Origin of the sequence: Enterobacter sp. HK-058-C-ECC (assembly GCF_047531125.1) — a bacterium.
Lineage (GTDB): Bacteria > Pseudomonadota > Gammaproteobacteria > Enterobacterales > Enterobacteriaceae > Enterobacter > Enterobacter quasiroggenkampii.
Window position 1 is genome coordinate 112440 of record NZ_JBLKCH010000006.1, and the last position, 23356, is coordinate 135795.

Below are 23356 nucleotides of genomic sequence, written 5' to 3' on the forward strand. Positions count from 1 at the left end.
CTTCTTACAGATACACGACGCTGATCGTCGCCTGACCATCAAACTCGGTGTCTTCCGTCAGAGACAGCTTCTTCAGGTTTTCCACTGCCAGCGAGACGTTCAGCGGGAAAGAGACGCTGGTCACCGCCATCGGGTCGGTTTTACCGGCAGATGCCACGCTCATCAGACCCAGGTCTTTGTTCGCAATGGTGCCACCATTGGCTTTCTGCCAGCGGCCCATACTTGTACCTGCAGACAGCGCAGTACGGATAGGCTCAACCGTTGCGCCGTTCGCCGTGACGTCACCGGTGCTGGTATACACTGAGTATGCGCCGATGTTCTTACCGTCATGCGTTTTACCCAGACCAAAGGTCGAGATGCTGCCGCGCAGCTCGCCACCGTTAGACGTCGCATTCATCACCTTCAGATTGGAACTGCTGCCGGTGCTGGCGTTGGTGTCTGCGCGGTTATCCGCGATGCTCCAGCCCACTTTAGTCGGCGTTGGGCAGTTGATCGTGAGTGTCAGACCCTTTTCACCCAGCTGGGTTGCCTGGGTTTGAGAGAGATCGCCGACCTGGACGGTACCGAAATCGATCACGCCATTGTTGCTGAGTTCAGGCGTACAGGAATTGCCGGTCAGCGACGCTTTGACTTTCAGTACCGCTGTGTCACCCGCATGAGCACAGGTCGCTGCCAGTGCCAGTGCGGCGGCAAGGAGACTCTTTTTCATGGTTAATCCTTAACATAGATGTAATGAATATTAAATTGAATGGACGGATCCATAATTTAAAAGGTTTATTTTTCTTCTTACTCTTCACCCAAAAAATGAATACGAAGGTGAATTCTTTTACTCGCTTGTTAATAATTCCCAGGCGAGGGTGCTTTCCAGGTCGGTATTATCGGAAATTCTGCGCAGCTGGTTATTATTAATGATGGGTATAAGTTTTATGGTTACGCTCATTTGCTTGCCCTGAACCGGTGTCGCGTTTTGGCGAGCAATGATGCCGTCGTTGTTTTTCAGGAAAACGTGTTCTTTGGGGCTGTCTGATGAGGTAAATTTTACCCGGTCGGTGGTTTTGACGAGATCGTAGTGGCGTCCGTCTACCGTCATGTTGTTCGCGACCAGCGCCAGCCGTCCCTCCTGCCCAAACAGCACGCCGCCGTTGGCGCCAGATGCGGACTGCATGAACAGGGCCATGACCTGAGGCTGAGGGCAAAACACGTTGATCATCACCTCTTTTGCGGGCATGCGATTCCAGTTTTTCAGCGAGGCAGCAATATCGTCCTGTTTGAATCGGCCAAACGAGACGGTCGGCTGAGAAAGGGTCATCTGGCACTCCTCGCTGAATACCTGAGAGGCGAAAAATAATGTCAGACCGCTCAGCATCACGTTAACTATTTTCACTGGCATGTTCCTTCTGCTTTTTCGTAATAGGCGTCTTTATCTTTCTCTTCATTCAGCGTGTAGTGGATCTGGCATAAACGCGTCATATTGTCGTCCACGACATACAGCTCCGGCGTCGTCGAGGCATCGGAAATAAACACGCTGCCGTTATCCATCACACTGACAATATAGTTGCTGTCTTTGTCCACGATACTTAGCCCTTTTTCGAGCCAGCCGCCATTGACATGTTTTACCTTCAGCATCACGCGACGGGTATTCAGCACATGGAAATCGACCTGTGCAAATGAGCCGTAGGCCGCGGACACGGTCTGGATACCATTTGATAAATCCATCCCCTGCGGCAGCGAGCTGGTATTGATCACAATTTGTGATTTCTGCCACTCTCTGAGCCCGGGAACGACGGCTTGCCCCCAGTAATCTGTCCAGACGGTGCCATCGGGTGTGGTGATTTCTATCCCGCTTTCCGGCTCACTTAGCCTTGCGATGCCAAAGGTCTCTTTCACCGGGAAGGGGGCAAAGGTGAGGCCATGGCGGTGCATGACAATGCCACCCCCTAACGATGCGCTGTAGTTATGCTGGTTTCCGTCATTCAGACCGGCAGACAGCCCAAGTTGGGTATAGTGCAGGTTGGTCGTGATATTGCCGTTAAAGGAATCACTTTTGTCCTGATTATCGCGATCGGCAGAAATGGTGTAGTTGAGGTTTCGGCCGACAGAACCGCTGTCCTGGACGCCATAGTTTTGCTTTTCACCCTGAGTACGCATGTAGGTACTGACGCGATCGTCGCCCAGAGGGACGATCAGGCTGACATAGAAGAGATCGTCATTGTTGCTGGTGCTGTTTTCTGTTTCGCTATTGCTCATGGCGTGTTGCCAGTTTACGGACAGCGAGGTACGCCCCAGGCTTTTGCTCCACGAGGCCATCAGATAGCGTGAGTCACCGCTGCTCTCATCGCCAGAGTTCGCGCTGTATTGTAAAGAGAGGGAGCCGATGTATTCGTTGTTCCAGCTGAGGCTGGTATTCCATGCGTTTTCATAGCTTTGCGATTCTTCGTCCATGGCTTCGGTGAGCTCACGAAAGTCGCCGTTATACTGGGAAGCACTGAGCCCGAGCGTCAGCTGCGCGGGGAGTAAAATATTGCTGCTGAGCTCAAACTTGCTGCCCCGCTGCGTATCATAAAAGCGGGACTGACTCAGCAATACGCTGGGTGAAATGAGCCAGTTTTCATTGACGGACCAGTCGAGCTTTGCACCGGTAGACTGGTATTTCTCGGCCAGCACGCTTGCCGCAACGGCAGTCAGGCGTGTAGTCAGGCTCGTACCGTCAGACACGGTGAACACCCAGGGGGAGTTCTTTTCATCGCCACTGTCGCGAACCTGACCAAGTGCCAGATTTAACCCCTCGGCACGGTTGCTCCCTATGACGTTGAGGGCTGATGAGGGCACGGTGAAATGGGTTGTTGAGCCATCGGTTTCGATGACGCTGACATCCAGGTCGACATTGCTGCGCAAAACCGGTACGTCCGGCAGCGTGAAGGGACCGGCATTGATCAGCGAAGAATAGATAACCTGACCGGACTGACGAACTTCTACGCGAGCCTGGTTTGTACGGGCAATACCAGAGACTTCCGTGACCTGAATATTGGGCTGAAGACCGGTTTCAGGCATGAGCTGGACCCCGGTAATTTGCGCGCCGCTAAACAGGGCGGAGTTGATATTGATTTGACCGACCTGCGCACGCATTTTTTTCTCTTCAAAAACGTGCTCAGCGTAGGTGTAAAGATTCTCGGCGCTGCGGGTGCCGTTATCGTCCGTCAGGATGTAGTTACTGCGCAGCGTCCAGTTTGCAATGTTAATACCGGTGCCGATATTTCCCTGTGAAAACGTGCTGTTGCCACCGCTGCCATATTCGTTGTAGTTGGTGAAAGCGTTGTAGTTAATGAGGCCCGCAACGCCGCCGTGAGAGTAAAACCTGGCGGCATAAAACCCGTTATCCATGGCTTCTGCCGGAACGAAGATCTCCAGTGATTCGGTGTTGGGCATGAGCTTGATCGTGGCTGAAGGGTAGTCTTTGAGCAGGTCATGACACGTCTCTTTTTCGCTGATATTTAGCGGTAAAAGCCCCACGGCGCTGATGAAATCATCATCAACGCAGAGCTGCCCTTCGTCCCCAATCTTGACGGCGAGGCTGCCCTTTTCAATGCCGTTTATTTTTACCTGCACGGCATGCTTGCCAGGCAGATAGCGTTGAGCTTCAGAGAAATAGTGGGCGAGGTTGGTACTGATGCCACGTGTCGCCAGAATATCCGTATTAAAGTCCACATCGGACGCATGCAGCGCGGAAGACGGCAATAATGCTGCCACTACTGCCGCTCGGCGCATCCTGTTGCGCAATGATAGCTCAGTCACCAAAGCATCCCTGTCGTTTTAGCGTTTAAGGGGGGCTGTGTAGTTATCCACTTCAATCCCGTAGCGGCTCGCGGGGCTGAACTCTACTGCGTTATCGGCGCTACCCATCGGTTTATCCATCTGCACTTTCATGGTTTCACCCGGCAGGATAAAGGTCTTGTTGACCAGCCCGGTTGCTCGCGATGGAAGGAGGGTAATGGCGGTTGAGAAGCGCACGACGTAAGGGGAGGTATTGCGCACCACAACCTCTTTTCCTTCCAGCGACCAGGTCAGTAACTTCCACGCATCGGTGACGACAGGCAGACTTTTCGGATGGATCAGTACCGGCAGATCCTGGCGAAGGTTAATCCCCACCTTCACGTTTTTATCTTTGCTCTTCGGCGGAATGCCTTCGAAGATCACGCGCTTATAGTGTTCGACCGTGAGAGGTTTATCGGTTTCAAGAATAAAACGCACCTGCTGTTCCTGGCCTGGCTCCAGACGAACAACGGGCTGGGTGACGTTGAGCTTAACGCCATTTTCCCCTTCGATATCGTTGATAGAGGTGTAGAGCAGAGTCGGTATGGTGTCGGTATTTTTGACGCTCATTACGCCGCCGTGGTTGGCTTCATCAATCATCAGCAGCGTGGTTTCAGGTACCATGCCTGCGGCGAACAGCGTGGTGGGAAGCGCGAATAAAAGGACGGAAAACAGGGATGTAGTTTTCATTATTCTGGTCATGATTTTTTCGTGGTTAACGGTATTAAAAAACTCCCCATCGAAATGGAGAGTTTTGCGGCAACATGCTGAATTACAGATAAACCAGCGTAATAGTGGACTGGCCGTCGAGATCGGTTTTGTCGGTCAGGGTCAGATCTTTGCTTGGCGCGATAGCCAGGGCGATTTTCAGTGGGAAAGCCGCAGTGGTGAAGGCCATTGGCGCACGCTCACCCGTTTTGGCAACGGTCATTACGTCGGTACCGTCGTTCATGATGATGCCGCTGGTCCACATGTTGACCCAGCTTCTGCTGCTGATGGCGCCGCCGGTGTACATAGACGCGGCAATAGGCTGAGCCGTTGCGCCGTCTGCGGTGACGGAAGTCAGATAGGTCGCAACGGAATAGGCACCGATGTTTTCCCCTGCGCTGGTTTTACCCACGCCGTTCAGCTGGTAGTTACCGGATGCCTGAGCACCGTTCGCCGTGCCGTTATCCACGTGGAACTCGCTTGATGTTTTATTCTTACCGGCATTTGAATCTGCACGGTCATCTTTGATCGTCCAGCCTACGCGGGTAGCCGACTGGCATTTGATGGTGAATGTCACATCTTTATGGCCAGCCTGGTAGGCCGCGGAGGAGGAAAGCGAATCCAGACCCACTTCGCCGAAATCGGCCAGACCGCCGTTGCTGATTTCAGGCACGCAACCAGCACTGGTCAGCGTTCCCTGAACTTTCAGCATTGCAGTCGGTTCAGCATAGACCGCAGTCGCTGCCATTGATAAAACGGTAGCGAGAAGGAGCTTTTTCATTGTTATTCCTTAACCATAGAAAGAGTTAATAACTCAGATATTTTTAATTTAAAAATGACTTGCAAATCGATAAGTATCGGCATGACAAGCAGCGCCGATTTTAGTAATGATTTAAGTAATTCAATAATTAGTTTTACTTACACGTGCTTTGAGATTTAATAAGGCTCATTTAAACATTTATGAATGTATTTATTTAAATGAAAACGGCGGAATACTCCGCCGTGATAGTGACCAATCGTCAATGATTACAGGTAAACCAGCGTGATGGTGGTTTCGCCGCTCAGCTGAGCTTCATCCGTGGTGGACAGGCGGTTAGTGTTAACAATCGCCAGAGACACTTTGAACGGATAAACCACGTTGGTGATGGCCAGCGGTGCGGTATAGCCAGGCTTGGTTGCGGTGATAATTTCCGCGTTACCGTTAGCGATAACGCCAGACGCCAGGTTGCGCCACATGTATTCGCCTTTGCTGTTCACGTAGGCTGGGGCATAGATAGCCTGGGCAGGCATGCCGTTAGCCGTGATTTCATTGACGCGGGTGCTGATCGCATACGCACCAATTTTGTCGCCAGCGGCAGTGGTGCCCACGCCATAGGTGGTGCCTGCACCATACACGTCTCCGCCATTGTCTTTAGCATCACGAATATAAAACTCGCTGGAGCTCAGATCGTTTGCCGCATTGGAGTCTTCTTTGTTATCGGCAATACTCCAGGCAACTTTGGTTGCAGACGGGCAGTTGATGGTCAGAGACATGTCTTTCTGGCCCATCTGGTTGGTCTGGGTTGGAGAGAGCTGATCCAGCGCGATAGTCCCAAAATCAATAGAACCGCCGTTGCTTAATTCAGGGGTGCAAGAAGCATGGTTCATTTTACCCTGAACCTTCATCACGATACTGCCGTCTGCCAGCGCTGCCGTGGACGTCATTGCAATCAGTGTTGCAAGAAGAACTTTTTTCATTGTTATTCCTTAACCAATAATTGAATAATTGTATTAATTATCATGAAGTCATTAACTTGCAGTGTTGCAAGCGCGAGGATTCTATTAATGGTTAATGTTAATTCTATAATGATTAATTCTAATTTTTGTTTTGAGAAATATTAATGCGGGTAAATACATTTGTGCATGTATTTACATGTAGAGGGAGGCGAATAATAAAAAAGCGGTGCATTTATTCACCGCTTTTTATCCGGGTTATTTTATAGCCTGGGCGATCCAGGCCGATAATTCCCGCAATTCTCTTTCTTGTTGCGGAAAATCGCCGATCAGCGCATCACACTCCTGCTGCAACATATCCGCCCGATACAAACAGCCCTGCAGACGCGCGGCCAGCGCCTCTAACGGTGCCGGATTGAGACTATCCGTAAAGACCTGCGTGCGGGTAATGTGGCCCTTCTCAACGTCAAAGTGCAATTCCACGCCGCCCCAGGTAAAACGTTCGTCCAGCAGATGGGAAAAGGCAGGGGCCTGACCGAAGTTCCACTCCCAGCTGCTCTGGCGGGCGAAGGTGTCGGCGAAGTTGGGCAGGTCCGGCGTTTTGTCCGGGGAGATCACTTCGGCTTCTACCCGCTCACCGTAATGTGCAAAGAAAGCGTCACGGATCGCATCGCAAATCTGCTCGTGAGTAATCCCGGGCAGCAGTTCCACCAGATTCGCCACGCGCCCGCGTACGGACGTAATGCCCTTAGCCTGTAGCTTTTTCTTATCAGGATTAAGGTAGTTCGCCAGACGGCTCAGATCGGCATTCAGCAGCAGGGTACCGTGGTGGAAGCCGCGATCCATCGTTTCACGATAGGCAGAGCCGGAGACCTTGCGGTCACCGTCGGGCGTTTTGACCACCAGATCGTTGCGTCCCGAAGCTTCAGCCGTCACGCCGAGCGCATTGAGCGCGTTGAGGACGATGGATGTTGAGATGGTTTTGTCGTATTCCGGTTTTCCCGCCATAAAGGTAAAGCAGGTATTGCCAAGATCGTGGAACACCGCACCGCCGCCGCTGCTCCGGCGCGCCAGGCGGACGTTGTCTTCTTCCATGCGCCGGGTGTTGCACTCTTTCCACGGATTTTGCGCACGACCAATGACCACCGTATCGGCGTTACGCCAGAGAAAGAGGACGCGCTGGGTAGCAGGCATCTGGCGGAAGATGCACTCTTCCACCGCGAGATTAAACCAGGGATCGTAAGAGTCAGAGATAAGCAGGCGTAACGTCGTCATGGCAAAGTTCCTTTTCTGAATCGTTCGCCTACTTTATCACTATTCTTTCTTCTCGCTCTCTTCGTCTTCGGGGACCGACCGGCTGGCGGTCAGCAGGAACGGGGATTGCTGCCAGCGCGTGCGTTTGCCGCGAAGCAGGGTGCGCGCCAGCACAACGCCAATGGCGAGCGAAAGCAGCAGCATCAGGCGCAGAATGTTGGTGGTATTATCGACCTGCTTGGCTTCAGTCGGAAGAGTATGGGTGTCGAGCGTCAGGCGCAGGTACCCCAGAGGGCCATTCTTGCCCTGAATAGGTTCAACAAGCTGTTGGTTGAAGTAGCCGCCGGCTTTTTTGCCGTCAAGCGCCAGCCTGTCGCGCACGTCGACATGTTCGCCCGCGCGGGCAATCAGGTTGCCTTGCTCATCATAGACGCCCGCATCAAGAATGCGGCTGTTCTCCGTCAGCAGGCGTAAAACCTGGCCTATCCGCTTCTCGTCCGGCGTTTCGGTTCGCATGGACGGCGCGACGTTGAGCGTCACCTGGCGTGCCAGCGTGCGGGCCAGCTCTTCAAACTGCGGGTTGCGTTGCCGTTGATGATTCTGGCTAAACCACGATGCCCCTTGCATCAGCACCACTAAGAGTGCGAGACAGGAAAGGACAATCACGGCGCGATGGAGCCGGAATTTCAGTTTTGCGCGAGCCATATTCCACCTGCTGAAAATTTACGGCTTAATGTTGCCAGAAGTGATGGTTACAGGGTAGCCTCATGCGTTATTTTCCCTCTGCAACCTTCCGGCGCGAACGAAATTACAGGAGCTTTAATGCCGAACATTACCTGGTGTGACCTGCCAACGGATGTCTCTTTATGGCCAGGATTGCCGCTCTCTTTAAGTGGCGATGAGGTGATGCCTCTGGATTACCACGCCGGTCGTAGCGGCTGGCTGCTGTACGGACGCGGTCTGGATAAGCAACGCCTGACCCAGTATCAAACCAAACTGGGGGCCGCGATGGTTATCGTCGCCGCCTGGTGCGTGGAAGACTACCAGGTCATTCGTCTGGCGGGCTCTCTGACGCAGCGCGCCACGCGCCTGGCGCATGACGCCGGGCTGGACGTCGCGCCGCTGGGGAAAATTCCGCACCTGAAAACGCCGGGCCTGCTGGTCATGGACATGGACTCTACCGCCATTCAGATCGAGTGTATTGACGAAATTGCGAAGCTGGCGGGCAGCGGCGAGCTGGTGGCGGAAGTCACCGAGCGTGCGATGCGCGGCGAGCTGGATTTCACCGCCAGCCTGAGACAGCGCGTGGCGACCCTGAAAGGGGCCGATGCCAACATTCTGCGTCAGGTGCGCGATGTGCTGCCGCTGATGCCCGGGCTGACGCAGCTAGTGCTGAAGCTGCAGTCCCTCGGCTGGAAGGTGGCGATCGCCTCCGGAGGCTTCACCTTCTTCGCGGATTATCTGCGGGAAAAACTGCATCTGACCACCGTGGTGGCCAATGAGCTGGAGATCATGGACGGCAAGCTGACCGGCCAGGTGATCGGCGATATTGTGGATGCCCAGTACAAAGCCAATACGCTGACGCGTCTGGCGGAAAAATATGAAATTCCGGTTGTCCAGACCGTCGCCATCGGGGACGGTGCGAACGACCTGCCGATGATCAAAGCGGCCGGCCTGGGCATTGCCTACCATGCCAAGCCAAAAGTGAATGAAAAGACGGAAGTGACTATCCGTCACGCTGACCTGATGGGGGTGTTCTGCATTCTCTCCGGCAGCCTTAATCAGAAATAACGGTCTGCTTTGTAGGCCGGGTAAGCGTAAGCGCCACCCGGCACGCAGGCCGCAGAGAAATAACGAGGTAAACCGTGGCGAAAGCTCCAAAACGCGCATTTGTCTGTAATGAATGTGGTGCGGATTATCCGCGCTGGCAGGGGCAATGCAGCGCCTGTCATGCCTGGAACACCATCACCGAAGTGCGTGGTGTGGCGGCTTCGCCGAGCGTGGCGCGCAATGAACGCCTGAGCGGCTACGCGGGCAATGCGGGCGTAGCGAAAGTCCAGAAGCTCTCGGACATCAGCCTCGAAGAGCTGCCGCGCTTCTCCACCGGGTTTAAAGAGTTCGATCGCGTGCTCGGCGGCGGCGTGGTGCCAGGCAGCGCGATTCTTATCGGCGGTAACCCGGGCGCGGGTAAATCGACCCTGCTGCTGCAAACGCTCTGCAAGCTTGCCGAACAGATGAAAACCCTGTACGTCACAGGGGAAGAGTCCCTGCAGCAGGTGGCGATGCGCGCGCACCGTCTGGGCCTGCCGACCGGTAATCTGAACATGCTGTCGGAAACCAGCATTGAGCAGATCTGCATGATCGCCGAAGAAGAGCAGCCGAAGCTGATGGTGATCGACTCCATCCAGGTGATGCACATGGCGGACATCCAGTCCTCGCCGGGCAGCGTCGCGCAGGTGCGTGAAACGGCGGCCTACCTGACGCGCTTTGCTAAAACGCGCGGCGTGGCGATTGTGATGGTGGGCCATGTGACCAAAGACGGCTCGCTGGCGGGGCCGAAAGTGCTCGAACACTGTATCGACTGCTCCGTGATGCTCGACGGCGACGCGGATTCCCGCTTCCGCACCCTGCGCAGTCATAAAAACCGCTTTGGTGCGGTGAACGAGTTAGGCGTGTTTGCCATGACCGAGCAGGGGCTGCGCGAAGTCAGCAACCCGTCGGCCATCTTCCTGAGCCGTGGCGATGAGATCACCTCCGGCAGCTCGGTGATGGTGCTGTGGGAAGGGACGCGCCCGCTGCTCGTCGAAATTCAGGCGCTGGTCGATCACTCGATGATGGGCAACCCGCGGCGCGTAGCGGTTGGTCTGGAACAGAACCGTCTGGCGATCCTGCTGGCGGTGCTGCACCGTCACGGCGGGCTGCAGATGGCGGATCAGGACGTCTTCGTGAACGTGGTCGGCGGCGTCAAAGTCACCGAGACCAGCGCAGACCTGGCGCTGCTGCTGGCGATGGTCTCCAGTCTGCGCGACAGACCGCTGCCGCAGGATCTGGTCGTCTTCGGCGAGGTGGGGCTGGCCGGGGAAATCCGTCCGGTGCCGAGCGGGCAGGAGCGAATCTCCGAGGCGGCAAAACACGGTTTCCGTCGCGCGATCGTTCCCGCCGCCAACGTGCCGAAAAAAATCCCGGAAGGGATGCAGGTTTTTGGCGTGAAGAAACTCGCAGATGCGTTAAATGTCTTTGACGACTTATAATTACGTATTCGATTTTGCAGGAGGCACCGTAATTTATGTCATCATTTGACTACATCAAGACCGCTATCCGCCAGAAGGGCTGCACGCTGCAGCAGGTGGCAGACGCCAGCGGCATGACCAAAGGCTACCTGAGCCAACTGCTGAACGCCAAAATCAAAAGCCCCAGCGCGCAGAAGCTGGAAGCGCTGCACCGCTTTCTGGGGCTGGAATTCCCGCGTATGCAAAAGAACATCGGCGTGGTGTTCGGCAAGTTTTACCCGCTGCATACCGGGCATATCTATCTGATCCAGCGCGCCTGTAGCCAGGTGGATGAGCTGCACATCATCATGGGGTACGACGAAACCCGCGATCGCCAGCTGTTTGAAGATAGCGCCATGTCGCAGCAGCCGACCGTGCCGGACCGCCTGCGCTGGCTGCTCCAGACCTTCAAGTACCAGAAAAACATTCGCATTCATGCCTTCAACGAAGAGGGCATGGAGCCGTACCCGCACGGCTGGGACGTGTGGAGCAACGGCATCAAAGCGTTTATGGAAGAGAAGGGCATTGCACCTAACTGGATCTACACCTCTGAAGAGTCCGACGCGCCGCAGTTCCGCGAGCATCTGGGCATTGAGACGGTGCTGATCGACCCGAAACGCACCTTCATGAACATCAGCGGGGCGCAGATCCGCGAAAACCCGTTCCGCTACTGGGATTACATCCCGACCGAGGTGAAGCCGTTCTTTGTGCGCACCGTCGCGATCCTGGGCGGCGAGTCGAGCGGTAAGTCAACGCTGGTCAACAAGCTGGCGAATATCTTCAATACCACCAGCGCGTGGGAGTACGGGCGCGACTATGTCTTTTCCCATCTGGGCGGTGATGAGATGGCGCTGCAGTATTCCGACTACGACAAAATCGCGCTCGGTCACGCTCAGTACATTGATTTCGCGGTGAAATACGCCAACAAGGTGGCGTTTATCGATACCGATTTTGTCACCACCCAGGCGTTCTGCAAAAAGTACGAAGGGCGTGAACATCCGTTCGTGCAGGCGCTGATTGACGAATATCGCTTTGACCTGGTGATCCTGCTGGAAAACAACACCCCGTGGGTGGCCGACGGCATGCGCAGCCTCGGCAGCTCCGTCGACAGGCGTGAATTCCAGACCATGCTGGTGGATATGCTCAACGAAAACAACGTTGAGTTCGTGCATGTGGAAGAGTCGGATTACGACTCCCGTTTCCTGCGCTGCGTCGAGCTGGTGAAGGAGATGATGGGGGAGCAGGGTTAAAGACGGCTCCGTGCTATCCCCTCTCCCCTATGGGGAGAGGGTTAGGGTGAGGGGGAACAAGCCACTCAGAACTCAATCACCACTTTCCCACGCATATGCCCGTCCAGCACTTTACGGTGCGCCTCCGTAATGCTTTCCACGCTCAGCCCGTGCAGCGTTTCACTCAGTGAGCTTTCCACCACGCCGTTATCCACCAGCTTCGCCACCTCATTGAGGATCTCACCCTGGCGCGCCATATCCGCGGTCTGGTACATGCTGCGGGTGTACATAAATTCCCAGTGCAGCGCGGCGGATTTCGACTTCAGCTTGTCCTGGTTCAGCGGGTGTTCATTCTCAACGATAGAACAGATATGCCCCTGCGGCGCAATCAGTTCGCTGACCGCCTCCCAGTGTCCGTCGGTATCGTTGAGGATGAAAATGTAATCCACAAAGTTCAGCCCGTGCTTCGCCAGTTCGCCTTTCAGATCGCGGTAGTTCACCACCACATCTGCACCGCGATCGCGGCACCACTGGGCGGAATCTTCACGGGACGCCGTTGCGATGACCTTTACCTTGCTGTTGTGCTTCGCAAACGGGATCGCCAGCGATCCCACGCCGCCCGCACCGCCGATGATCAGCAGGGTTTTGTCCGTACCGGCATCCTGAATATTCAGCCGTTCAAACAGGCCTTCCCACGCGGTGAGTGCGGTCAACGGCAGTGCAGCGGCAGCCGCCCAGCCGAGGCTTGCCGGTTTGTGCCCGACAATGCGCGCGTCGATCAGCTGGTGTGTGGTATTGCTGCCCGGGCGGGTGATGTCCCCTGCATACCACACCTCATCTCCCGGTTTGAATCCGGTGACGCCAGCGCCAGCGGCTTTGACGATCCCGCTGGCATCCCAGCCGAGCACGCGCGGCTCTTTCAGCCCGTTTTTGGCAATGCCCGCGTGGACTTTGGTATCGACCGGGTTAACCGAGACGGCTTTGACCTCCACCAGCAGATCGTGCTCGCCGGGCTGTGGCATCGGTGGAGTGATTTCAATGAAGGTGGACGGATTTTCCGGGTTCACGGCAATGGCTTTAACTGACATGGTGTGCTCCTCAATGGCATGCGTTTTGTTGAGGCTAGTCTATTAAGTGGCCAGCTGCATGATAAGATGGACAATCAAGAACTCAGCGTTCGTACAGGATGAACAATCATGTTTAAACAGCTGCAGGATATGGCGCTTTTCGCGCTGGTGGCGGAGATGGGCAGCTTTACCGCGGCAGCCCAGAAAGCCGAACTGCCGAAATCCAGCGTCAGCCAGCGAATTAGCCAACTGGAGCAGCAGGTGGGTATCCGCCTGCTGAACCGCACCACGCGCAGGCTGAACCTGACGTTTGCGGGCGAGCACTATCTGGTGCATTGCCGCGAAATGCTGGCGGCCAGCGAGCGGGCGGAGTACGCCATTCAGCGCCTGCGCGAAAACCCGAGCGGGCGGCTGCGCATCACCTGTCCGGCTGGGATTGGCGCGACGCTGCTGGCGCATATGAATGCCGAGTTCCAGCTTCGCTATCCTGAGGTTTCGCTGGACGTGTCGATCTCTGATGATGTGGTGGATCTGGTCGAGTCCGGCTTTGACGTGGCGCTGCGTACCGGCAAGCCGCAGGACTCCTCCCTGATTGGCCGAATGATCGGGCATTGTCCGCGCTACATGCTGGCCTCGCCGGACTATCTGGCGCGGCGGGCGCCGCTAACGCATCCCCGTCAACTGGTGGAGCACCGCAGCATTACACACAGAGCCTGGTCGGAGTGGCTTCTGCGAAGCGAGAATGAGGATTACCGCTACCTGCCAGATAACGCACACATGACCGATAATCTGGTGTACGCCCGCGAGTGCGCGATGGCCGGGGCGGGGATCACGCTGCTTCCTGCATTTTTGCTGGAAGATAAGGTTGAAAAGGGCGCGCTGGTGCAGGTGCTGCCGGAGTGGAACGTTGAAGGCAACGACCTCTGGCTGGCCTACCCGAGCCGCAAGCTGAATTCGCCCGCGCTGATGAGCTATATCGAGTTTGCGATGCAGTTTGACGAGGTGAAGCGGTATTACGTGGGCAAATAAAAAAGCCGGGTGGCGGCTTCGCCTTACCCGGCCTACACACTGTGCGGCCTGATGCCCTCACCCTGGCCCTCTCCCACAGGGAGAGGGAACAACCATAAAAAACGGCAACCGAAGTTGCCGTTTTGCTTTTATTTCGCAATACGCTTGTACTTAATACGCTTCGGCTCCAGCGCGTCGGCGCCCAGCGTGCGTTTCTTGTACTCTTCGTATTCGGTGAAGTTACCTTCGAAGAACTCCACTTTACCTTCGTCCTGGTAGTCCAGGATGTGGGTCGCGATACGGTCCAGGAACCAGCGGTCGTGCGAGATAACCATCGCGCAGCCCGGGAACTCCAGCAGGGCGTTTTCCAGCGCGCGCAGGGTTTCGATATCCAGGTCGTTTGTTGGTTCATCGAGCAGCAGAACGTTACCGCCCACCTGCAGCAGCTTCGCCAGGTGCAGACGACCGCGCTCACCGCCGGACAGCTCGCCCACGCGTTTGCCCTGATCGGTGCCTTTAAAGTTAAAGCGACCAACGTAGGCGCGGCTTGGCATCTCGGTGTTGCCGATACGCATGATATCCAGACCGCCGGAGACTTCTTCCCACACGGTTTTGCTGTTATCCATCGCGTCACGGAACTGGTCAACGGAGGCCAGCTTCACGGTCTCACCCAGGGTGATAGAACCGCTGTCTGGCTGTTCCTGACCGGACATCATGCGGAACAGGGTTGATTTACCCGCGCCGTTCGGACCGATGATGCCGACGATAGCGCCTTTCGGTACGGAGAAGGTCAGGTCGTCGATCAGCACACGGTCGCCATAAGACTTACGCAGGTTGGTCACTTCAACCACTTTATCCCCCAGACGTGCTCCAGGTGGAATAAACAGTTCGTTGGTTTCGTTACGTTTCTGGTATTCGGTGTTGTTCAGCTCTTCGAAGCGTGCCAGACGGGCTTTGCCCTTAGACTGACGGCCTTTCGCGCCCTGACGCACCCACTCCAGCTCTTTCTCGATAGACTTACGACGGGCCGCTTCCTGAGACGCTTCCTGAGCCAGACGCTGATCTTTCTGCTCCAGCCAGGAGGAGTAGTTGCCTTCCCATGGAATACCTTCACCGCGGTCCAGCTCCAGGATCCAGCCGGCGACGTTGTCGAGGAAGTAACGGTCGTGGGTAATCGCCACAACGGTGCCTTCGAAGTCGTGCAGGAAGCGCTCCAGCCACGCCACGGATTCCGCATCCAGGTGGTTAGTTGGTTCGTCGAGCAGCAGCATGTCTGGTTTTTCCAGCAGCAGGCGGCACAGCGCCACGCGGCGGCGTTCACCCCCGGAGAGGTTCGCGATTTTTGCATCCCAGTCCGGCAGACGCAGGGCATCCGCCGCGCGCTCCAGCTGCACGTTCAGGTTGTGACCGTCGTGCGCCTGGATGATCTCTTCATACTTGCCCTGCTGTGCGGCCAGCTTGTCGAAGTCCGCATCCGGCTCGGCGTATTTGGCATACACTTCATCCAGACCTTTCAGGGCGTTAACCACTTCAGATACCGCTTCTTCAACGGATTCGCGAACGGTGTGTTCCGGGTTCAGCTGAGGTTCCTGCGGCAGGTAGCCAATCTTGATGCCAGGCTGCGGACGGGCTTCACCTTCGATGTCTGTATCAATGCCGGCCATGATGCGCAGCAGGGTGGACTTACCGGCACCGTTGAGACCCAGAACACCGATTTTTGCGCCCGGGAAGAAGCTCAGCGAGATATTTTTAAGAATATGACGTTTCGGCGGGACAACTTTGCCGACACGATGCATGGTATAAACGAATTGAGCCACGTTGGACTTCGCCTCTTTTATCGTAATGAGAAGGAATTTCAGCCTCGAAGTGTAGCCTTTTTCCCGCCCTAATCCCAGCCAGGAACGTCGGGAGTGTTAAAACGCGCAAGAAAGGTAAAAAAGTGTCCATGACGTGGCGCGTTGAAGGATGCCTGGTTAGCATAAGTTAATTAGACTTTGACGTGGCAAGACGCTGCAATTGACGAAAAAACAATGAGGAAGAGCTTGTGGAAAAAGCCAAACAGGTGGTCTGGCGTCTGCTGGCTGCCAGCGTATGCGTAATGGCGGTAAGCCAGGCGGTGCATGCCGATTCACTGGATGAACAACGTAGTCGCTACGCTCAGATTAAACAGGCGTGGGACAACAAGCAGATGGATACCGTGCAGGCGCTGATGCCGACGCTAAAGGATTATCCGCTGTATCCGTATCTCGAGTATCGCCAGATCACGGACGATCTCATGAACCAGCCAACCGTCACCGTGAATAACTTCATTCAGGCGAACCCGACCCTGCCACCAGCCCGAAATCTCCAGTCTCGTTTTGTGAATGAGCTGGCGCGTCGCGAAGACTGGCGCGGACTGCTGGCGTTTAGCCCTGAAAAGCCGAATACCACCGAAGCGCAGTGTAACTACTACTACGCAAAATGGGCGACCGGCCAGCAGGAAGAGGCCTGGGCCGGGGCGAAAGAACTCTGGCTGACCGGGAAAAATCAGCCGAACGCCTGTGATTCGCTGTTTGGCGCATGGCGTGCTTCCGGCAAGCAGGACCCGCTGTCCTACCTTGAGCGCATCCGCCTGGCGATGAAGGCAGGCAACACGCGGCTGGTGACCACGCTGGCGGGGCAGATGCCGTCCGATTACCAGACGATCTCCACGGCGGTTATCTCGCTGGCAAACGATCCCAACAGCGTGCTGACCTTTGCCCGCAGTACGGGCGCGACCGATTTTACCCGCCAGATGGCGGCGGTGGCTTTTGCCAGCGTGGCGCGTGATGATGTGGAAAACGCACGACTGATGATCCCGCAGCTGGTGCAGGCACAGCAGCTTAATGAGGAGCAAACCCAGGAGCTGCGCGATATTGTGGCGTGGCGACTGATGGGCACCGATGTGACCGACGAGCAGGCGCGCTGGCGAGACGATGCCATTATGCGTTCGAACTCCACGTCGCTGGTGGAGCGCCGCGTGCGCATGGCGCTGGGTACGGGCGATCGTCGCGGGCTCAATACCTGGCTCGCGCGGTTGCCAATGGAGGCCAAAGAGAAAGACGAATGGCGCTACTGGCAGGCCGATCTGCTGATGGAGCGCGGTCGTGATGATGAAGCCAAAGAGATTCTCCATACGCTGATGCAGCAACGCGGGTTCTACCCGATGGCGGCCGCGCAGCGCCTGGGCGAGGAGTACACCTTCCGCATTGATAAGGCGCCCGCTGACGCGAACCCGGCGCTGACGCAGGGGCCAGAAATGGCGCGCGTTCGCGAGCTGATGTACTGGAATATGGATAACACCGCGCGCAGCGAATGGGCGAATCTGGTGACCAGCCGCACCACCGACGAAAAAGCCCAGCTTGCCCGCTATGCCTTTGATAACCACTGGTGGGATCTGAGCGTGCAGGCGACGATCGCCGGTAAGCTGTGGGATCATCTCGAAGAGCGTTTCCCGCTGGCGTACAACGATCTGTTCGAGCGCTATACCCGCGGCAAAGATATTCCGCAAAGCTACGCGATGGCCATTGCCCGTCAGGAGAGTGCCTGGAACCCGAAAGTCCGTTCCCCGGTGGGCGCCAGCGGCCTGATGCAGATCATGCCGGGCACGGCGACGCACACGGTGAAGATGTTTAACATCCCTGGATACAGCAGCCCGTCACAGCTTCTCGATCCGGATACCAACATCAATATCGGTACCAGCTATCTCCAGTATGTGTATCAGCAGTTCGGTAACAACCGCATCTTCTCATCGGCGGCCTATAACGCGGGACCGGGTCGCGTGCGCACCTGGCTCGGCAACAGCGCCGGACGCATCGACGCCGTGGCGTTTGTCGAGAGCATCCCGTTCTCGGAAACGCGTGGCTACGTGAAGAACGTGCTGGCCTATGATGCCTACTATCGCTACTTCATGGGGCAGAAAGATACCCTGATGAGCGATGCCGAGTGGCAGAGACGTTACTGATCGGCGTGGGTTGTGTTATGCTGTACTCGCTAAAGAGTACAAGAGGCAGCATAACATGACCCAGCATTCCCCGTATTCCTCGGCAATGGCCGAACAACGTCATCAGGAGTGGCTTCGTTTTGTGGAGTTGCTTCGTCAGTCTTACGAGCAGGATTTGCATTTACCCCTGATGCAGCTGATGCTCACGCCGGACGAGCGTGAGGCGCTGGGAACGCGCGTGCGGATCATTGAAGAGTTACTGCGCGGCGAGATGAGCCAGCGCGAGCTGAAAAATGAGCTCGGCGCGGGCATCGCAACGATTACCCGCGGATCGAACAGCCTGAAATCGGCGCCCGTTGAGCTGCGTCAGTGGCTGGAAGCGGTGTTGTTGAAAAATACCTAACGATAAATCGCGTTATGGAACGGGCTTAACGCCAGGATCACCGCCTGGTGGTAAACGCCTGAACGCGTCAGCGCGCCTGCGGTAAAGACGCCAATCGCCCCTTCTTTACGGCCAATCTCATCAATGCCGGTGTACTGCGACATCACCGGCCCGAGCGCTTCACCCGCACGCACTTTTTCCAGAATGATTTCCGGCAGGGGTAGGGTGGCCGAACGCGCTTCGCCGCGCTGTTCACGGCTTTCGATCACCACCCAGCTAAAGGTTGCACCTTCGTCGATACCGGCTTCAATCGCCACCCAAAAGTCCGCATCCGGTGCCGCAGCCCTGGCATTTGCCACGCGATTTCGTGCGCCAGCGCGCGTTTCCTCGCTGCCAAACGGCTGTTCAGGAACGCCACTCTCGACGCCGATGGCCTCAATATGGCAGGATCCTGCGCCGAAGATCTCGTCAAATGCCCTTAGAATTGCCTGAATTTTGGCAGGATTAGTGGTAGCAGAGACAACATGGTGCATAATTAAGCTCGATTCAAAAAAAACTCATCGCAGTATAACGGAAAAAAAGCATGTTACAGGTATACCTTGTTCGCCACGGTGAAACGCAGTGGAACGCCGAGCGACGTATTCAAGGCCAGTCAGACAGTCCTCTCACTGAGAAGGGTGTGCAGCAAGCGTGGCAGGTGGCAGAGCGTGCCAGAACGCTGGGCATTACCCACGTCATTACCAGCGATTTAGGTCGCACACAGCAGACGGCGCGCATCATCGCAGACGCCTGCGGCTGTGACGTCATGCTTGAGCCGCGCCTGCGCGAGCTGGATATGGGCGTGCTGGAAAAACGCCATATCGATACGCTGACGGAAACGGAAGAGGGCTGGCGCCGCACGCTGGTGAACGGTACCGAAGATGGCCGCATTCCTGAGGGCGAATCCATGCAGGAGCTCAGCGTACGTATGCATGCCGCCCTGGCGGAATGCCTGAAGCTTCCGGCGGGAAGCCGTCCGCTGCTGGTGAGTCATGGGATTGCGTTGGGTTGCCTGGTGAGCACCATTCTGGGGTTACCGGCTTACGCTGAGCGCCGTCTGCGTCTGCGTAACTGCTCCATTTCCCGAATTGATTATCAGGAAAGCGCGTGGCTGGCGTCAGGTTGGGTCGTGGAGATGGCAGGGGACATTTCGCATCTTGATGCCCCTGCGCTTGACGAACTGCAGCGTTAACGACGTATTGGAATCAAGAATTCCATACGCAGATTGATAGGGCCTTCTTCCGGTTTCGCATCCTGAGCCGGGTAGTAGAGCTCAATGTCCTGACCTTTACGGCGATTCAGATTCAGCATCGGCATGCAGGTTCCGTAAACGGTCAGGATAAACTCCTGCACCCCCGTTCCCAGCCCTTCATAGGCGAACATCACGTATTCGCCGCCTTCCAGCACGACAGGTTTCGAACCCTGAATGTAGCCATTGGCCATCTCTGGCGTCAGCGCGGTGGTGTAGAACACCTCCTGCTCGTCGTCTTTTTCCTGGCTTGGGTGCGTTTCGTTGAGACCATACAGGATCGGCGGGATCGCCGGCGCGTGGCTCAGGAAGTCGCGCCAGAACTGAACGCGCATCTGATGACGGAACTCGGAAATCTGCTCCAGTGAACAGGAGTAGCTCTGCGTTGTGCCGATCAGATGGGTCTCCGGCAGGGTAATAATTTCATACTTCGGCATCGCGAACTCGCCCAGACGCAGCGGCGGACGCATGCCAAACGAGCTCCAGTCAGGCGAGCGACGATACAGCGCTGGCGTCAACGAGAACTGTTTTTTAAAGGCGCGGGTGAAAGTCTGCTGCGAATCGAAACGATATTGCAGGGCAATATCCAGAATCGGGCGCGCGGTCAGGCGCAGAGCCACAGCAGATTTCGATAAACGACGTGCGCGAATATAGGCCCCGATAGCATGACCGGTGACATCCTTGAACATCCTTTGCAGATGCCACTTGGAATAGCCTGCTTTAGCCGCCACATTATCCAGTGACAAAGGCTGGTCGAGATGACCTTCCAGCCAGGTGAGCAGGTCGCGAATAATTCCAGCCTGATCCATATACTATCCTCATCCTTAAAACAGCAGGTGCCTGATAACAGGTTAGCGGATAATAGCATTTTTTGATGTTTTAGCATTCAGTGTTTTTTTTGCGCATTCATGCTTTTTGCAGGGCATTATGGGCAAATATATTCTAATCCTGTGATCTTGCTACATTTTTGTCTAAAGTGTTGAATAATCGCTCAGTGTAATTTTAAAGAATGGTAACAATATGAAATACAAGACTTTGCTCTTCACCGCGCTGATGTTGATGGCCGGACGCGCTGCACAGGCGGAACAGATTGGTTCCGTCGATACCGTGTTCAAAATGTTTGGCCCGGACCACAAAATTGTCGTTGAGGCGTTTGATGATCCAGACGTGAAAAACGTCACCTGCTATGTCAGCCGTGCGAAAACGGGCGGTATCAAAGGCGGCCTGGGGCTGGCGGAGGACACCTCCGATGCGGCGATCTCCTGTCAGCAGGTGGGACCGGTTGAATTGAGCGATAAAATTAAAAACGGCAAGGCGCAGGGCGACGTGGTATTCCAGAAACGGACCTCGCTGGTGTTCAAAAAGCTGCAGGTTGTGCGTTTCTACGATGCCAAACGCAACACGCTGGCCTACCTTGCCTATTCTGACAAAGTGGTGGAAGGCTCACCGAAGAACGCGATCAGCGCGGTGCCGATTATGCCGTGGCATTAATTCAGGGATGAATCATGCAACAACCTGTGGTCTGGCTGGTTGAAGACGAAACCAGTATCGCCGATACGCTGATCTACATGCTTCAGCAGGAAGGATTCGCGGTAAAGGCGTTTGAACGCGGTTTACCCGTGCTGGAGGAGGCTCAGCGGCAGGTTCCGGCGCTCGCCATTCTGGATGTCGGACTGCCGGACATCAGCGGGTTTGAGCTTTGCCGTCGGCTGCTGGCGCAGCATCCCTCGCTGCCTGTACTGTTTCTGACGGCGCGCAGTGATGAGGTCGACAAGCTGCTTGGCCTGGAAATGGGCGCTGATGACTACGTTGCGAAACCTTTCTCCCCTCGTGAAGTCTGCGCTCGGGTGCGGACTGTTTTACGGCGCATGCAAAAATCCGCCGCACCCTCAGAAACGTTGCGTATCGGGCAGTTTGAACTGAACGAGCCTGCCGCACGAATCAGCTGGTGCGGGGAAGCATTGCCCCTGACCCGCTACGAATTCTTGCTGCTCAAAACCTTGTTACAGGCGCCCGGTCGGGTCTTTTCGCGTCAGCAGCTCATGGACAAGGTGTGGGGTGAAGACGGCGACAGTTTCGATCGTACCGTGGACACCCACATCAAAACCCTGCGCGCCAAGCTGCGGGCGGTGAACGAGGAACTGTCCCCCATCAGCACCCATCGCGGTATGGGCTACAGTCTGGGCCTTTACTGATGCGCATTGGGATGCGGTTGCTGCTGGGGTATTTCCTGATCGTCGCCATCGCCGCGTGGTTCGTGCTGTCGATCTTTGTTCAGGAGGTGAAGCCCGGCGTGCGCAGGGCAACCGAGGGCACATTAATCGATACCGCGACCCTGTTGGCTGAAATCGGACGTGATGATTTGCTTTCGGGTCACGCGCAGCAGGGCAAGCTGGCACAGGCCTTTTCTCAGCTTCATCAGCGCCCATTTCGCGCCAATATTGGCGGGATTCATAAAGTGCGTAACGAGTATCACGTCTACATGACCGATGCGCAGGGCAGGGTCGTGTTTGATTCCGCTGGTCTGGCCGTGGGAAAAGATTACTCGCGCTGGAACGATGTCTGGCTGACGCTTCGCGGCGAATACGGCGCGCGCAGTACCCAGAGCCATCCAGACGATCCGGAAAGCACGGTGATGTATGTTGCCGCGCCGGTTGTGGATCAGGGCAAGATAATCGGCGTGCTGTCGGTGGGGAAACCGAACAGCGCGATGGCTCCGGTGATTCACCGCAGCGAGCGACGGATACTGTGGGCAGGCGGTGCGCTGCTCGGCATTGCCCTGCTGATTGGCTTGGCGGTGGCGTGGTGGATCAATCGATCTATCGGTACGTTATCGCGCTATGCCGACTCGGTAACCACCGATACGCCTCTCCCATTGCCTAATCCAGGCAGTAGCGAGCTGCAAAAGCTGGCACAGGCGCTGGAAAATATGCGTATTCGCCTTGAAGGGAAAAACTACATTGAACGCTATGTCCATGCGCTGACCCACGAGCTGAAAAGCCCGATTGCCGCCATACGCGGCGCGGCAGAAATTCTCTCCGAGCAGCCGCCGCCGCAGGTTGCCGCGCGGTTTATCGATAATATTCTGGTGCAAAATGCGCGCATGCAGTCGCTGGTTGAAAAGCTGCTCACTCAGGCGCGGCTTGAAAATCGTGTCGAGATTACGCCTGAGGCTGTCAGCGTTGACTCGCTCTTCACTCGGCTTGCAGACGCGCGAGCGACGCTGTTGGCAGCGAAAGAAATTGTGCTGACCCTTCAGCCGACATCGCTTTATGTGGCGGGCGATCCCGACCTTCTCGAACAGGCGCTCGGCAATTTGCTGGATAACGCTATCGATTTCACCCCGCAGGGGGGCGCCATTGCGCTGGCGGCCCGGGAAGATCGCAGGCAGGTAGAGCTGATCGTCACCGACAGCGGAAGCGGGATCCCGGATTACGCGCTGGAGCGTATTTTTGAGCGCTTTTATTCCCTTCCGCGCGAGAACGGGTTAAAGAGCAGCGGGCTCGGGCTGGCGTTTGTTCAGGAGGTGGCGCGTCTGCATCAGGGAGAAATTACATTGCGTAATCGTGATGAAGGGGGCGTGATGGCCACGCTGAGACTTCACCGTCCCTTCACATAACTTCAAACTGACCCCACATAGCCTGGTTACGCTCTCCTCATCACAAAG

The 23356-nt window shown here is 56.0% G+C and carries 22 protein-coding genes; 10 read left to right on the forward strand and 12 right to left on the reverse strand.

Annotated features, from left to right (window positions below; all coding sequences use genetic code 11):
• Window positions 1-4: 4 nt before the first annotated feature.
• The 8 genes from ACMWJS_RS13695 to ACMWJS_RS13730 form a co-directional block, all read right to left on the reverse strand.
• The gene (locus tag ACMWJS_RS13695) at window positions 5-709 is read right to left on the reverse strand and encodes a DUF1120 domain-containing protein (protein ID WP_045907742.1); all 705 of its coding nucleotides are present in this window, start codon (window positions 707-709) and stop codon (window positions 5-7) included.
• A 117-nt stretch (window positions 710-826) separates the two neighbouring features.
• A complete protein-coding gene (locus ACMWJS_RS13700) occupies window positions 827-1390 on the reverse strand; it encodes a hypothetical protein (RefSeq protein ID WP_164712094.1) in 564 nt (187 codons plus the stop codon).
• On the reverse strand, window positions 1381-3747 hold the full coding sequence (locus ACMWJS_RS13705) for a fimbrial biogenesis usher protein (RefSeq protein WP_414747197.1): 2367 nt from the start codon (window positions 3745-3747) through the stop codon (window positions 1381-1383). Before ACMWJS_RS13705 ends, ACMWJS_RS13700 begins: the two co-directional genes overlap by 10 nt.
• Before the next feature lie 63 nt (window positions 3748-3810).
• Complete coding sequence (locus ACMWJS_RS13710; RefSeq protein WP_414747198.1) at window positions 3811-4500, reverse strand: fimbria/pilus chaperone family protein; 690 nt, start codon at window positions 4498-4500, stop codon at window positions 3811-3813.
• 82 nt (window positions 4501-4582) lie between these two features.
• Window positions 4583-5299, reverse strand: coding sequence for a DUF1120 domain-containing protein (locus ACMWJS_RS13715; RefSeq protein WP_045907745.1), 717 nt, complete (start codon window positions 5297-5299; stop codon window positions 4583-4585).
• A gap of 245 nt (window positions 5300-5544) precedes the next feature.
• Window positions 5545-6255 carry a DUF1120 domain-containing protein gene (locus tag ACMWJS_RS13720; protein WP_414747199.1) on the reverse strand — a complete coding sequence of 237 codons (711 nt, stop codon included), beginning with the start codon at window positions 6253-6255 and terminating at the stop codon, window positions 5545-5547.
• Between the two features lie 234 nt (window positions 6256-6489).
• The gene (gene lplA / locus ACMWJS_RS13725; RefSeq protein ID WP_063620719.1) at window positions 6490-7506 is read right to left on the reverse strand and encodes a lipoate--protein ligase LplA; all 1017 of its coding nucleotides are present in this window, start codon (window positions 7504-7506) and stop codon (window positions 6490-6492) included.
• A gap of 39 nt (window positions 7507-7545) precedes the next feature.
• Window positions 7546-8190: a YtjB family periplasmic protein gene (locus tag ACMWJS_RS13730; RefSeq protein ID WP_048225575.1), complete on the reverse strand. Its 645-nt coding sequence runs from the start codon at window positions 8188-8190 to the stop codon at window positions 7546-7548.
• Window positions 8191-8307: 117 nt separating this feature from the next.
• On the opposite strand from ACMWJS_RS13730, the gene serB reads away from it, so the two are divergent.
• The 3 genes from serB to nadR all read left to right on the forward strand — a co-directional run bounded on the left by serB (window position 8308) and on the right by nadR (window position 12004).
• Window positions 8308-9276: a phosphoserine phosphatase gene (gene serB, locus ACMWJS_RS13735; protein ID WP_008502066.1), complete on the forward strand. Its 969-nt coding sequence runs from the start codon at window positions 8308-8310 to the stop codon at window positions 9274-9276.
• 74 nt (window positions 9277-9350) lie between these two features.
• Window positions 9351-10736 (forward strand): DNA repair protein RadA, encoded by a 1386-nt coding sequence (gene radA, locus ACMWJS_RS13740; RefSeq protein ID WP_023293325.1) that lies wholly within the window; start codon window positions 9351-9353, stop codon window positions 10734-10736.
• 35 nt (window positions 10737-10771) lie between these two features.
• On the forward strand, window positions 10772-12004 hold the full coding sequence (gene nadR, locus ACMWJS_RS13745; RefSeq protein WP_032643997.1) for a multifunctional transcriptional regulator/nicotinamide-nucleotide adenylyltransferase/ribosylnicotinamide kinase NadR: 1233 nt from the start codon (window positions 10772-10774) through the stop codon (window positions 12002-12004).
• Between the two features lie 65 nt (window positions 12005-12069).
• On the opposite strand, the gene ACMWJS_RS13750 is transcribed toward nadR, so the two are convergent.
• Complete coding sequence (locus ACMWJS_RS13750; protein ID WP_414747200.1) at window positions 12070-13071, reverse strand: zinc-binding alcohol dehydrogenase family protein; 1002 nt, start codon at window positions 13069-13071, stop codon at window positions 12070-12072.
• 108 nt (window positions 13072-13179) lie between these two features.
• On the opposite strand from ACMWJS_RS13750, the gene ACMWJS_RS13755 reads away from it, so the two are divergent.
• Window positions 13180-14079 (forward strand): LysR family transcriptional regulator, encoded by a 900-nt coding sequence (locus tag ACMWJS_RS13755; protein ID WP_111964085.1) that lies wholly within the window; start codon window positions 13180-13182, stop codon window positions 14077-14079.
• A 128-nt stretch (window positions 14080-14207) separates the two neighbouring features.
• On the opposite strand, the gene ettA is transcribed toward ACMWJS_RS13755, so the two are convergent.
• Window positions 14208-15875 carry an energy-dependent translational throttle protein EttA gene (gene ettA / locus ACMWJS_RS13760; RefSeq protein WP_003856515.1) on the reverse strand — a complete coding sequence of 556 codons (1668 nt, stop codon included), beginning with the start codon at window positions 15873-15875 and terminating at the stop codon, window positions 14208-14210.
• A gap of 227 nt (window positions 15876-16102) precedes the next feature.
• Here ettA and sltY point away from each other — a divergent pair, with 227 nt between their 5' ends.
• The gene (sltY, locus tag ACMWJS_RS13765) at window positions 16103-18040 is read left to right on the forward strand and encodes a murein transglycosylase (protein ID WP_414747201.1); all 1938 of its coding nucleotides are present in this window, start codon (window positions 16103-16105) and stop codon (window positions 18038-18040) included.
• A 55-nt stretch (window positions 18041-18095) separates the two neighbouring features.
• Window positions 18096-18422, forward strand: coding sequence for a trp operon repressor (gene trpR / locus ACMWJS_RS13770; protein WP_047747961.1), 327 nt, complete (start codon window positions 18096-18098; stop codon window positions 18420-18422).
• Here the strand turns inward: trpR and yjjX are convergent.
• A complete protein-coding gene (gene yjjX, locus ACMWJS_RS13775; protein ID WP_008502058.1) occupies window positions 18419-18934 on the reverse strand; it encodes an inosine/xanthosine triphosphatase in 516 nt (171 codons plus the stop codon). The two genes, trpR and yjjX, sit on opposite strands and share 4 nt — an antisense overlap.
• 50 nt (window positions 18935-18984) lie before the next feature.
• On the opposite strand from yjjX, the gene gpmB reads away from it, so the two are divergent.
• Window positions 18985-19632 carry a 2,3-diphosphoglycerate-dependent phosphoglycerate mutase GpmB gene (gene gpmB / locus ACMWJS_RS13780; RefSeq protein ID WP_008502057.1) on the forward strand — a complete coding sequence of 216 codons (648 nt, stop codon included), beginning with the start codon at window positions 18985-18987 and terminating at the stop codon, window positions 19630-19632.
• Here gpmB and robA read toward each other — a convergent pair.
• On the reverse strand, window positions 19629-20498 hold the full coding sequence (robA, locus tag ACMWJS_RS13785; RefSeq protein ID WP_045907752.1) for an MDR efflux pump AcrAB transcriptional activator RobA: 870 nt from the start codon (window positions 20496-20498) through the stop codon (window positions 19629-19631). The genes gpmB and robA overlap by 4 nt on opposite strands.
• Window positions 20499-20709: 211 nt before the next feature.
• Here robA and creA point away from each other — a divergent pair, with 211 nt between their 5' ends.
• The 3 genes from creA to creC are packed head-to-tail and all read left to right on the forward strand — an operon-like array spanning window position 20710 to window position 23308.
• Complete coding sequence (gene creA, locus ACMWJS_RS13790) at window positions 20710-21180, forward strand: protein CreA (protein ID WP_048225583.1); 471 nt, start codon at window positions 20710-20712, stop codon at window positions 21178-21180.
• Window positions 21181-21194: 14 nt separating this feature from the next.
• Window positions 21195-21884, forward strand: a complete 690-nt coding sequence (creB, locus tag ACMWJS_RS13795; protein ID WP_196365481.1) for a two-component system response regulator CreB — start codon at window positions 21195-21197, stop codon at window positions 21882-21884.
• Window positions 21884-23308: a two-component system sensor histidine kinase CreC gene (gene creC, locus ACMWJS_RS13800; RefSeq protein ID WP_048225587.1), complete on the forward strand. Its 1425-nt coding sequence runs from the start codon at window positions 21884-21886 to the stop codon at window positions 23306-23308. The genes creB and creC overlap by 1 nt, the downstream gene beginning before the upstream one ends.
• Window positions 23309-23356 lie beyond the last annotated feature (48 nt).